General features: G+C 63.5%; 11 protein-coding genes. 6 read left to right on the forward strand and 5 right to left on the reverse strand.

Translation table 11 applies throughout. The annotated features are described in order from the left end of the window. Positions 1-145 precede the first annotated feature (145 nt). A complete protein-coding gene (locus JQT59_RS14305) occupies positions 146-2488 on the reverse strand; it encodes a glycoside hydrolase family 65 protein (protein WP_213576686.1) in 2343 nt (780 codons plus the stop codon). A 2-nt stretch (positions 2489-2490) separates the two neighbouring features. Next, positions 2491-3216, reverse strand: coding sequence for an HAD family hydrolase (locus tag JQT59_RS14310; RefSeq protein ID WP_213576687.1), 726 nt, complete (start codon positions 3214-3216; stop codon positions 2491-2493). Positions 3217-3387: 171 nt separating this feature from the next. On the opposite strand from JQT59_RS14310, the gene JQT59_RS37025 reads away from it, so the two are divergent. Both JQT59_RS37025 and JQT59_RS37030 read left to right on the forward strand, forming a co-directional pair. Beyond that, positions 3388-3654: a hypothetical protein gene (locus JQT59_RS37025; RefSeq protein WP_249354437.1), complete on the forward strand. Its 267-nt coding sequence runs from the start codon at positions 3388-3390 to the stop codon at positions 3652-3654. Then, positions 3651-3881, forward strand: coding sequence for a hypothetical protein (locus JQT59_RS37030; RefSeq protein WP_249354439.1), 231 nt, complete (start codon positions 3651-3653; stop codon positions 3879-3881). The genes JQT59_RS37025 and JQT59_RS37030 overlap by 4 nt, the downstream gene beginning before the upstream one ends. Positions 3882-4061: 180 nt before the next feature. On the opposite strand, the gene JQT59_RS14320 is transcribed toward JQT59_RS37030, so the two are convergent. Further along, complete coding sequence (locus JQT59_RS14320) at positions 4062-4667, reverse strand: hypothetical protein (protein WP_249354441.1); 606 nt, start codon at positions 4665-4667, stop codon at positions 4062-4064. Positions 4668-4974: 307 nt separating this feature from the next. On the opposite strand from JQT59_RS14320, the gene JQT59_RS14325 reads away from it, so the two are divergent. Both JQT59_RS14325 and JQT59_RS14330 read left to right on the forward strand, forming a co-directional pair. Further along, positions 4975-5331 carry a hypothetical protein gene (locus tag JQT59_RS14325; protein WP_213576688.1) on the forward strand — a complete coding sequence of 119 codons (357 nt, stop codon included), beginning with the start codon at positions 4975-4977 and terminating at the stop codon, positions 5329-5331. Between the two features lie 96 nt (positions 5332-5427). Further along, on the forward strand, positions 5428-5871 hold the full coding sequence (locus tag JQT59_RS14330) for an SPW repeat protein (protein WP_213576689.1): 444 nt from the start codon (positions 5428-5430) through the stop codon (positions 5869-5871). A 127-nt stretch (positions 5872-5998) separates the two neighbouring features. Here the strand turns inward: JQT59_RS14330 and JQT59_RS14335 are convergent, their stop codons facing one another. Continuing rightward, entirely contained in the window at positions 5999-7186 is a 1188-nt protein-coding gene (locus tag JQT59_RS14335) for a TerC family protein (protein ID WP_213576690.1), read from the reverse strand. A gap of 595 nt (positions 7187-7781) precedes the next feature. Beyond that, the gene (locus tag JQT59_RS14340) at positions 7782-8285 is read right to left on the reverse strand and encodes a hypothetical protein (protein ID WP_249354443.1); all 504 of its coding nucleotides are present in this window, start codon (positions 8283-8285) and stop codon (positions 7782-7784) included. A gap of 445 nt (positions 8286-8730) precedes the next feature. Here JQT59_RS14340 and JQT59_RS14345 point away from each other — a divergent pair, with 445 nt between their 5' ends. Next, positions 8731-9102 carry a hypothetical protein gene (locus tag JQT59_RS14345; RefSeq protein WP_213576691.1) on the forward strand — a complete coding sequence of 124 codons (372 nt, stop codon included), beginning with the start codon at positions 8731-8733 and terminating at the stop codon, positions 9100-9102. Positions 9103-10169: 1067 nt separating this feature from the next. Further along, the gene (locus JQT59_RS14350; protein ID WP_213576692.1) at positions 10170-11690 is read left to right on the forward strand and encodes a sugar transferase; all 1521 of its coding nucleotides are present in this window, start codon (positions 10170-10172) and stop codon (positions 11688-11690) included. The last annotated feature ends 16 nt before the right edge of the window (positions 11691-11706 follow it).

An 11706-nucleotide genomic window follows, 5' to 3' on the forward strand; every position in this document is an offset into this window, starting at 1 on the left:
CGAATCAGTAGGTAGGGCATTCGGTGCAAATGGGACGTTCGTGCAGGACGCTACCCTGTGACCTCATACCCCGGCCTACCGAACCTGAATCACTACCTCGCCGAATGTCATTCCACCGGGGCGGAGTGTGAGCTTCCGAGGGCCGTTACCCGCGATGAACGGGCGCACGACCGTACGGCTGCCGGACGGCGGGGCTGCTCGGTGCGGCGGGGATCGGTTTGGTGACCGGGGAGGCGTCCAACGTGAATGTGCTTCCGTGGTGCGCCAACTGGAGGGGTTCGCCGGAGATCAGCCGATACGTCGCCACCAGCGGACGGACATCGACGTGTATTGCGCTGCCGCGCACGGTCATGCGGAACGACAATCGCGTCAACTGCGGCGGGATCCGGGGGGCGAACGTCACGTCACCGTCGTGGTCCCGCATGCCGCCGAATCCGGCGACACAGGCCGTCCAGGTACCCGCCAGTGAGGCGATGTGAAGTCCGTTCTCCACGTTGGCATGGAGGTCGTGGAGATCGGTGAGCGCGGCCTCGGCCAGGTAGTCGTAGGCGAGTTGCAGGTGCCCGACCTCCGCGGCCATGACCGCCTGGACGCACGCCGACAGGGACGAGTCGCGGACCGTGAGCGCCTCGTAGTAGGCGAAATTGGCGATCTTCTGCTCGGGGGTGAAGGCATCACCCCGCAAATACATCGCCAGTACCAGGTCTGCCTGTTTGACCACCTGTTTGCGGTACAGGTCGAAGTACGGGTAGTGCAAGAGCAGGGGGTAGTGCTCGGGCGGGGTGCCTTCGAAGTCCCATTCGTCGTGATGGGTGAAGCCTTCGGACTGCTGATGCACGCCCAGTGCGGCGTCGTACGGAATGCGCATGTGCTCGGCCGAGTCCCGCCACCGTGCCGCTTCCTCGTCGTCCACGCCCAACTCGCGCGCCTTTGCGGGTCGCCGCTCGCACGCGGTGGCCGCGTCGCGCAGATTCTTTTGCGCCATGAGATTGGTGAACACGTTGTTGTCGGCGATGGCCGTGTATTCGTCGGGTCCTGTGACACCGTCGATGCGGAATTCGCCGCGTGAATTGTGGTGGCCCAGAGTGGCCCACAACCGTGCCGTCTCGACCAGCAGCTCGAGCCCGCATTCCTCCTCGAACTCGGCGTCGTGGGTGGCGGCCAGATACCGCGACGTCGCCACCGCCACATCGGCGCCGACATGGAACGCGGCGGTTCCGGCGGGCCAGTACCCGGAACACTCGTCGCCGGTGATCGACCGCCACGGAAAGACGGCACCGCCCTGGCCGAGTTGCAGGGCCCGCCGCTTCGCCTTGTCCAGGGTGGAATGTCGCCAGCGCAGGGCGTCGCGGGCCGAGTCGGGCACGGTGTAGGTGAGCAGCGGCAGCACGAACGTCTCGGTGTCCCAGAACGCGTGCCCGTCATAGCCGGGGCCGGTCAGGCCCTTCGCGGGAATCGCGCGCGACTCACCGCGGGCACCGGCCTGCAGCACGTGGAACAGGGCGAAACGCACCGCCTGCTGGAGTTCCGCGTCACCGTCGATCTCCACGTCCGCGGTTTCCCAGAAGTCGTCGAGGTATTCGCGTTGGCGGCGCAGCAGCTCGTCCCACCCGGTTTCGAGCGCACCGGCCAAGGCGCCCTCGACCTGCCCGCGCAATGCTGGTGTGGACCGTCGGGCCGACCATCCGTAGGCCAGATACTTGGTGACCCGTAGTCGCTGTCCGCTCGGCACATCGGCGGCAACGGTGAGGCGGGCGAGGTCTTCTTCGGTCTCGATGCCGCAGCGGGCATTTGCCGGGAGGTCGATCTCGTGGTCCATGCCTGCGGCCATACGCAGACCCGAGCTCCGCGTGTGGTGGGCGAGTACCGCTCGGAAGTCGTGGGCGGCGGCGAAATCGGACACCAGCGGGTTGTCCAGGGCTGCGGCGACTCTCGGGTCGTCCGTCCGCGCCGGGATCGGCTCGTTCGCCAGGAGGTCCGATTGCAGGACGAGTTCGATGTCCCCGTCGAGTGGTTCCACCTCGTAGTGGATGGCGGCAACCGCACGGGAGGTGAACGACACCAGTCGCTCCGAATGGATGCGCACCCGTCGGCCGGTCGGGGAAGTCCATTCGGTGGTGCGGCGCAGTGTGCCGGACCGGAAGTCGAGCACTCGCTCGTGGTGTGTGGCACTGCCGTACCGCATGTCCAGTGGTTCGTCCTGCACCAGCAACCGGATGATGCTGCCGTCGGTGACATTGACTACCGTCTGGCCGTCCTCGGGATAGCCGTAACCGGCCTCGGCGTAGGGCAGCGGGCGTTGCTCGTAGAAGCCGTTCAGGTAGGTGCCGGGCAGGCCCCGTGGCTCACCCTCCTCGAAGGTGCCCCGAATGCCGATGTGCCCGTTGGAGAGTGCGAAGGTCGACTCGGTGGCGTGGAGTGCCTGCAGGTCCAGTCCGCGCCAGCGAAGCTGCCACGGCGATATCTCGTAGCCCTTGTCGTCTGCCATGCTCACCTTTCCAGCAGTTCGGCCAGGTCATTGACCACCACGTCGGCGCCGTGCTCGCGGAGGGCTTCGGCCTGATCGTTGCGGTTCACGCCGACAACGAATCCGAATTCACCGGCGCGTCCCGCTTCCACCCCGGACAGGGCGTCCTCGAACACGGCCGCCTGATCGGGATGCACGTTGAGGGCGCGCGCTGCGGCGAGGAAGGAATCCGGTGCAGGCTTGCCGCGGAGTTCCTGATCGCGGATCACCACGCCGTCGATCCGCACGTGCACATATCGGCTGAGATCGGCGGCGTCGAGGACTTGCTTCCCGTTCGCCGACGACGTGACCACAGCGATCTTCAAGCCGGCGTCGTACGCGGACTTGATGTATCGCACCGAGCCGGGGTACGGGCTCACACCCTCCTCGTCGATCACCCGCAGAAGGCGGACGTTCTTGGTGTTGCCGACACCGTTCACCGTCTCGGCGCCCGGCGGATCGTCGGGGAGTCCCTCCGGCAGCGTGATTGCGCGGGAGGCGAGGAAGGTGCGCACCCCGTCGGCGCGGGGCCGGCCGTCGACATAGTCGTAGTAGTCCTGGTCGGTGAACGGCCGGAAATTCGGGCCCTCGCGATGCTTCAAAAACTCGTCGAACGTGCGTTTCCAGGCTTTGCGGTGCAGCACCGCCGTGCCGGTGAGCACACCGTCGAGATCGAACAAACAGGCCGAGATCGCATCAGGCAGTCCCATCACCTTCTCGACGGTACCGCCGTCGTCGATGGTTTCGCCGAGGCGCGCGCGAGTGTCGGCGGATCGGAAACGGGTCGATCTCGATTTCGACCGAAACCGGACAAACCATACCGTTCGGACTGTAGGTTCCGCGGTGACCGGTAAATAGATGTGCAAACGAAGGAGCTGTTCTTGAAACGCTTGGTGGTAACCGCGGCAAGTTGCGCACTCCTCACCCTGTCGGCGTGCGGATCCGACACCGAACCGACACCGACCTCCGAAACCTCCAGCTCCACCACCAAGGCCACGACGACCTCGGCCACCTCGACGACGAAGACCTCGGAGTCGGTCCCGCCCGAAGTGCCGCCCGGGTCGAGCGACGGGGGCGGCGGTGCACCGGGCGCAGGGCCGGGGGTGGTGGCGGGCAAGCCCCTGCCGCGGGTCAGCCGGCGCCCGTGAATCCACCACCCGCAGTCGTCGTGCCGCCGCCGGCGCCCGTGATCCCGCCTCCGCCCGTCGTGCCTCCGCCCGTGATCCCGCCTCCGCCCGCGGAGGGTGAGGATCCGCCGCCGGTCGAGGGTGAGGACCCGCCGGTGGAGGGTGAAGACCCGCCGGTCGAGGGTGAAGACCCGCCCGCGGAGGGCGAGGATCCGCCTCCTGCCGAGGGTGAGGATCCGCCAGCCTAGGGCGGTAACTGAGGCACCTCTTCGACGACGCACCCTTCCAACGGATACGCATGAATCATGCCGTGTCCGCGGGAAGGGTCATCTCCACCAACGGTCTTGCTCGCCATGGCTGCTCCTGCCATGTGCTGGGCTGTCGTAACGCAACACTTTTTCGCAGTCGATACTCGTCGGGTTCTCAGTTCAGTAACCGGCCAGCGCACACGTCTCCGGGTCGATCCAGCCTTCTTCGCAACCGTATTGCATTTGGATCTCGCCGCTGGTCGGCGCTTCGCCGCAAGCGGTGCCACATCGTTCGTAGCCACTGACTACACCGTCGCCGTTGCGGTCCTGGCTGGGGTCGTAGGGGTAACCTGACTCGCCGCCTGATGGTGCAGGCACTGGCTGGTGACACGCCGGGTCGGTGGTGGAGTAGCTGCCGTCCGTGTAGACAGCAGTCCCGCCGTAGTCGCAGTACCGCAGCTCCCGACCGGGAGGCGAGGTATCGCAGCTCGGTTCGTATCCGGTGGTGCCGTCCGAGTGCAGGGCCGTGCCGTACTGGTACAGCGTGGGGTCGCCGCATTCGAAAGTGATCGGCTCGGATGTGAACTCTGGTTCCGGAGCGAGGGCCGGGACCGGCTCTTCGACCACGGGCGGTGGAGGCGCGCTGGTCGTAGTGGGGAGTGCCGTGGTGGTGGGTGGCGTCCCAGTGGAGGTGACATTCGGGACGCTGGTGTCGCTGCCGGCGCAGCCGCTAACCGCGAAAATGCATAGGAACAGCACCGTCACTAGGGCACGGATTGTGGACATGAGGTCGATCTCCGCTCAGCAGTATGCCTGGAATATCGCTGACCGCACCGCGGTCGTTTCACGGTCGATGTACGGGCCGGAAGACGCGGCAGGCCGCTGTCGCTGTGTCGTTGATTCTCGTCAACCCGGTGAAATGAGGCGCTCGCCTGTACTTTCGCGCCCACCTCGGGTCGGTCGATCGGGGGACGAACAGTTCCACCCGAATGGCGCCCGATCGGTGGACAGACGCCGACCGGCAACGGCGGGAGAGTTGTGCCATGCGCTACCGCGCATCGGATCACTCATCCTCGTGGACAGGAACACCGTCATGGCACTCATATCCGATATCCGGGCGGCGCGGTGCCGTCGATCGCGGCGCGTGCTGTTCGTCGGTAATCCCACTCGACGTTCGGACGTGTCGCAGTGGGCGATGGTCCGGCAGTGGGTTGTTCTTCAGGGGCTAGAACCCATCCGGTCTTTCGGCGACGACGTGCTCTGCGTGATCGTGACCGAGGATGTGCTCGACGGCCGGTGTTCGTCGGCGGAGTCGCTCGTCGTGCGGCAGGCCCGGGACAGCGCTGTGCCCTGCATCAGCGTCCACGACACCACCACGATCTGGCACACGACGGCCCGGGTGCGAGCCCGTATGTCGCTCTCGAACGAGACGCCGCTGGAAGGTGCGTGAAACTGGGTGTATTTCCTGTTCACAGAGGTTTTGGAAGGTTTCGGCGCGGGCACTCCGACGGTGGGGAACCGTTTCGTTCTTGGAGGTGAATGAGTCATGTCGACGACATCCGGAATGTCGATCGAGAGACACCCCGACATTGCTGCATTGCGCGATCGCTACGACAGAGTCGCGGAAAGGCCCGTCACGCAGATGGCCGAGGGTCTGATGTTGATCGCGGCGCTGTATGTGGCGGCGTCGCCGTGGATCGTGGGCTTCGGCGATCAAATGGGGCTGGCGATGTGCAACCTGATCGCGGGCATCGCTGTTGCACTGCTCGCGGTCGGATTCACATCGGCGTACGGCCGCACCCACGGGATGACCTTCGTCGCGCCGTTGCTGGGTCTGTGGATGATCGTCAGCCCATGGCTGGTGGCCGACGTCAGTACAACCACAGGCATGATCTGGTCGAACGTGCTCGGCGGCGCCATCGTGTGCCTGCTCGGTCTCGGTGTCACAGCGATGGGGATGCGCGAAGACCGCGGAGACCGCATGAAGTAACTGGTCGACTACGTACGAAAGGAAATTCGGAGACAGCGCCCGCCCATCAACGGCGGGCGCTGCCGCCTGTGGGCGGTCTTCCTCAGAGCCGCCGGCGGAGGAGGCTTCGCGGCGGCAGGGGGGATTCTCAGCGGTTGAGGAACGCGTCGTGGTCCGCGTGCGCGCGTTTGATGAGCTCCAGCAGCGCGGTCTCCTCGCGCACCATCTTCTTGAACTTGGGGTCGAGGCTCTTGAGCTGCTGCTCCTCCTTGACCAGCTTGTTGTAGATCCGTTCGCGTTCCTCGGCATCGGCCGTGTAGTCGAGATCGACGTAGTTCGCTGCATGGCGGCGGGCGCCCGCGATCGCCGACTGGGCCCTGCCCTTCTGACTCGACAGGGAGGCGATGACGGTGATCACCAGGACCCCAATGATCACCCCGAGGGACACCATGGTGCTCACTTCCACCACGTCGACGGGCTCACCGCCGTTGACGAACGGCAGGTTGTTCTCGTGCAGCGCGTGCAGGATCAGCTTGACGCCGATGAAGCCCAGGATTGCCGCCAGCCCGAACGAGAGGTAGATGAGACGGTCCAGCAGCCCGTCGAGCAGGAAGTACAGCTGCCGAAGACCCATCAGGGAGAACACGGTGGCCGTGAAGACGATATAGACGTTCTGGGTGAGGCCGAAGATCGCTGGGATGGAGTCGAGGGCGAACAAGATGTCGGTGCCACCGATGGCGACCATCACCAACAGCATCGGCGTCATGGCCCGCTTGCCGTTCTCGATGGTGAAGAGCTTGTCGCCGTCGTAGTGCTCGGTGGTGTGCATGAACTTCTTCGCGATCCGAATGATGAAGTTGTCGGCCGAGTGGGACTCCTCGGACTCGGGGCGCAGCATGTTGCCGGCGGTGATGAGCAGGATGAGCCCGAAGAAGTAGAACACCCAGGCGAACGAGTTGATCAGCGCGGCGCCGAGGAAGATGAATGCGGTGCGCGCGAAAATCGAAAACACGATGCCGAACAACAGCGCCTTCTGTTGGTCTTCTCGTGGCACGCGGAAGCTGGACATGATGATGAGGAAGACGAAGAGGTTGTCGACGGAGAGCGCCTTCTCCGTCACGTAACCGGCGAAATACTCCGAACCCATGGTGGTGCCACCGAAGATCAGGACGACCACACCGAAAAGGAGCGCGAGGCCCACGTAGATCGACGACCATATCGCCGCTTCCCGAAGGGTCGGAACGTGGGCGTGGCGGACGTGGAAGAAGTAGTCGAACGCGAGCAGAGCCACGATCACGACGATCGTCAGGCCCCAGGCGAGCGGAGTTACATGCATCGTCTCTGCCTTCCAGCCGGGAACGCGGTTGCTGCTCGTCAGCCTAACCGCGGCGGGACGAGATAGTCCTCCGCCCGGCGGAACTCACACAGAGCAACTGGTCGAACCAGCCTTGCCCACCGGAAGAATATTTCGTGAAGCGCAAGAACATACCGAAGGATCGATTAACGGCCCAGTGTCCGCCACCTAAACAGGATTGCGGCCCGCAGCAAGCGGATCCAGTTTTCTTTACGGCAGTTTCTCCACTCATCGACTCGTGAGTCGATCCAAATTTTGGGGCGGGAGGGCATTGAGTGCTGAGCTGAATGCCACGTGTTCTACTGCGGCACTTGGCCGTTGCGGTTGCGATGTTCGGCTGGTCGTGTAGAAAGAACGAGTGCCCGACAGGGTGCAGATCGAGAGTTCTCCCCCTAAACGCCTCGACAGGAGCAAACATGTCTTCAGCCTTCGGCAGCCTCACGGAACTGGTCACCTTTCTCGCGCAGTTCCTCACCTTCGGTTCAGAAGCTGGATCCAGCGGCGCATAAGTCCGCATCTTTCTGAACTGGGGCTCACGCGGTGTGGGCCCCAGTTCAGGTTTCGGGTGACACATGGGTTACGGCCTTGTCATCGCGCGCTGGGCGGCGGGCCAGAACTCCAGTCCTGCCGTCATCAGCCCGCCAAGCCCGATGATGATCACTGCCGCGTCGACACTGGTACGTCCCTCCTTGGCCCAGTACACGTCTTCCAGGTCGAGTAGCAACGCCAGTTCGTCGACAATGAGCGCGAGTCCGGCGCCGTACGACAGGGGGACGGTCGGATGCCGCCGCTGCTTCTCGGAGCCGCGTACCGCGACAGCCCCCACGCCCGCCAGTGCCCCGATTCCAAGATTGTAATGGTGGAAATGGCGGCCGCCGAGTGTCATCCCGCCGCCGCTGGGCCCATGCCCGTCCTTGATCCAATGGGTCAACGCACGCACCCCACCGAAGGTCACGGTGAACGCAGTCCACGCCACGACGGCGGACTGCTCGCTGGAATCGAGGTTCTTCCGCCACGCGGTCTGTAGACGATGTAGTCGAGTCCGCTTCGGAGCAGTTCTGAGACGACGATTTTCGGTCACGCCATCGATCGTGCCACCGGCCGGCGAAGATCACCCTCCGTTCGGCTCCGTCGATGTCCGCATAAAGGCCCCTATTCGCTGCTTGTAACAAAACGAGACCTAACTAGGTAGTAAGTCTCGTTTTGGCAAAAAAACAGACCGGACGTATGTTTATCGGCATACTGGACGGCATGTGGTGGGTCATAGGAATAGTCGTGATATGGGGACTCGGGGCGATACCGCTTGCCGTTCTGTTCGGTTCGGCGGCACGACTGAAGGATGAGCGTGAGTTACCCCGAGACGATCGAGTGGCATGGTGGTCGTCGGTTGATTCGACGACAAGCCGAGCACTCCAGCATGGGGCTTGATTCCAGTTAACGCACGCCGTCAACGACGACGTATGTATTGGCGGCATACCCAGCCCTCTGCTGCGCCGTGGAGCTTGCTCGTCGAAAGGAACCTCACCATGCCGACTGTTTCCCGCATAGAGGTGGCACGTGCACGACGTTCTCGATTGGTTCTGTTCGTCGGTAACCCGACGAGCTATCGCGAAGTCACCGAGTGGGCGAAGCTACGCCAATGGGTGACGGCCCACGGTTTGAAGCCGATACGGGAATTCAACGGTGACGTCCTCTGTGTAGTCGCGACGGTCGACGTCATGGATGGTGTCGGGTCTGCGAAGGATTTCGCGATGATGCAACGTGCGCGAGTGGCCGGCGTTCCCTGTGTCGGTGTCCATGAGACCGGACGCATCTGGGAGCTCACCGCTCGCGCGCGAGCGCGCATTGACCAGGTCGTCGACGGCCCGCTTGCCCGTACCCGTCACGAAGGGGCATAGGCGTACCCAACGACGGGTTGTCTCCGGCTTGTCTGGCCTGGCTCGTGAGAAGCGGGTGGTGTCATGCCACCGTCTGGTCTGGCGGATCGTGTCGGTGGTCATCCCTCAGCGGGGCCGGTTGCTCCCGCACATCCTTTAGCCGGGCCGCTCGGCCGAGCACTATCGCGAGCGGTACCGACAAAGCCACCCACAGAAGCACTGCAACCCCTAGAATCCACCACCACACCCTTCGAGTATGCCCGCGGTTGGACGCTCGTTAAAGACCTCGCGCCTGTGCATATCCTGTGGAAACTCTGACTCGACGGCCGGGCGGAACCTGTACCCGCCCGTTTGCGAAGCTCACCCGGCCGTCGTCCCTACGTCTCCGCTGGCCTCGAGCGAGGCCGGCCACACCCACTGCCGAGGCGCGCCAATCCGCACGGTCGAATCTGCCGCAGCTGTACCTCATCATCGTAAACAAAATGAGAACCTGTTCACGGCCGAAGAACGTGACGCGGGATGCGGTTTCGAACGCTTAACGCGGCGGTGAACTATCTGAGACGTGAAAACACAAACACAGGCGCCGGATTGGCGGCTCATCCCGCTCAGCGCCCGCAATCGCTGCTGTGTTCCATTGTCCGGGTGTACAAAGGAAGGGCGGACCAAGCTCAATCCCGGCTACACGCGTCGTGCTCCTTCGGCGGGTATCTCATTCGCGTTCCTGGACGGTGGTCCAGGAATCCCCGAATAGGTCTGGCGTCAAGGGTATTTAGACCCCTACTCGCGAGTAGGCGGAACGTAGCCGGCGCGAAAGTTCCCTTACCGCTTGTGATTCGCCTCACAATCCATAACGATGCAGCGCGGTTCTGGCGCGGCTCACGATAGCGAAAGCGGCTTGACCAGCACTTTTCTGCCCGATGGCATTACCTCGCCGATCTGGGAGCAGTCTGCGCTCGATAGGTAACGGACGCCCCACGGGTGCGATCATTTAGACGGCAGCAATCCGGGGGGACGGTTTCTCTTTTCCGTCACACATCACAAGTCATACGGGCTGCCGACGCGTAACGGCTTCAGGTGGAAGGTGTGTGATGGTTACGGCATTCAATGTGCCCCTCAGCCCCGCGGTGGGTGTGGAGGGTTCGGCGACTGTGCCAGGGGCCGGGAGGGTCGGCAGTCGCAGGGACTGGCAGGCAACATACATTCGACGACTGAGAATTTCGGACACCCTGATCGTGATCGCGGCCGTCGCGATCGCGCAGTGGGTTCGTTTCGGCGACCGTGAGGTTCTGGCGTCGTCGAGCTCGATCCCGGATCTCAGCTACTCGTTCATCTCAGCGGCACTGATCATCATGTGGCTCGCCACCTTGGTGATCTTCCGAACCCGCACAATTCGTGTGATCGGGAGCGGCCCGGAGGAGTACCGACGAATTTTCTCCTCGACGATTCGTCTCTTCGGTTTGATCGCGATCGTGTCCCTCCTGTTCCGAGTTGATCTGGCGCGTCTGTACCTCGGCATCGCCTTTCCAGTTGGATTGGCGGCGCTTGTCGTCAGCCGGTGGTGCTGGCGTCGTGTAATCGCGCGCAAGCGGGCGCAGGGCGAGTTCCAAACTTCCGTGCTGGTGGTCGGCGGCGAGCGAGCGGTTCGAAGCCTCGCGGAGTCCTTTTCGCGTGGTACCGCCGACGGATACCGCGTTGTCGGAGTCTGCACACCCGGCCGTGGCGTCGAGTTCGGGCAGAGCATTGTGGTCGGTGGACGCGAGATCCCAGTGCTCGGTGACGAACGGCACGTGTTGAGCGCCCTGAAGTTCTGCGGCGCAGACACCGTGGCGGTCACGGCGACCGAACATCTCGGTCATGACGGGATGCGCGCGCTGGCCTGGGCACTGGAGCCGCACCATGTCGACTTGGTGGTAGCCCCCGGGATGATGGATGTTGCCGGTCCGCGTCTGTCGATGCGGCCGGTGGCGGGCCTTCCCCTGATACATGTGGAGAAGCCCCAGTACCACGGGGCACAAAAGTTCATGAAGACCGGATTCGACCTCGTATTCGCGAGTTTGGCGCTGATCGCGATCAGTCCGGTGATGCTTGCGGTCGCAGTCGCGATCAAACTGACGAGCAAGGGTCCTGTGTTCTACAAGTCTGAGCGAATGGGGTTGGACGGGAGACCGTTCCCGATGTTCAAGTTCCGAAGCATGGTAGTGGACGCCGACAAGCAGGTTGCTTCGCTGATGAAGTCGAACGAGGGCGCCGGCGTTCTGTTCAAGATGCGTGAGGATCCGAGAGTCACTAAGGTCGGTCGGATCATGCGGAAGTTCAGCATTGATGAACTCCCGCAGTTCATCAACGTTCTCCGCCGTGAGATGAGTGTGGTCGGCCCCCGTCCGCCTCTCCGCCGAGAGGTGGAGGCATACGACGGAACGGTACGGCGCCGGCTACTCGTCAAACCTGGAATCACAGGGCTGTGGCAGGTGAGTGGCCGGTCGGACCTGTCGTGGGAGGAGACCGTGCGGCTCGACCTCTCCTACGTGGAGAACTGGTCAATGACCGGGGACGTACTAATCATCGGCAAGACACTGAAGGCGGTGGTGGCGGGTGATGGAGCGTATTGACCCCAGTTCTGAGAAT

The organism is Rhodococcus sp. USK13 (genome assembly GCF_018343855.1).
Lineage (GTDB): Bacteria > Actinomycetota > Actinomycetes > Mycobacteriales > Mycobacteriaceae > Rhodococcus_F > Rhodococcus_F oxybenzonivorans.

Excerpts from the sequence above, each read along its gene's own strand:
- JQT59_RS14350 (WP_213576692.1), top strand. The coding sequence starts at position 10,170 with ATGGTTACGGCATTCAATGTGCCCCTCAGCCCCGCGGTGGGTGTGGAG.
- JQT59_RS14325 (WP_213576688.1), top strand. The coding sequence starts at position 4,975 with ATGGCACTCATATCCGATATCCGGGCGGCGCGGTGCCGTCGATCGCGG.
- JQT59_RS14345 (WP_213576691.1), top strand. The coding sequence starts at position 8,731 with ATGCCGACTGTTTCCCGCATAGAGGTGGCACGTGCACGACGTTCTCGA.
- JQT59_RS14320 (WP_249354441.1), bottom strand. The coding sequence starts at position 4,667 with ATGTCCACAATCCGTGCCCTAGTGACGGTGCTGTTCCTATGCATTTTC.
- JQT59_RS14305 (WP_213576686.1), bottom strand. The coding sequence starts at position 2,488 with ATGGCAGACGACAAGGGCTACGAGATATCGCCGTGGCAGCTTCGCTGG.
- JQT59_RS14310 (WP_213576687.1), bottom strand. The coding sequence starts at position 3,216 with ATGGGACTGCCTGATGCGATCTCGGCCTGTTTGTTCGATCTCGACGGT.
- JQT59_RS14335 (WP_213576690.1), bottom strand. The coding sequence starts at position 7,186 with ATGCATGTAACTCCGCTCGCCTGGGGCCTGACGATCGTCGTGATCGTG.
- JQT59_RS14330 (WP_213576689.1), top strand. The coding sequence starts at position 5,428 with ATGTCGACGACATCCGGAATGTCGATCGAGAGACACCCCGACATTGCT.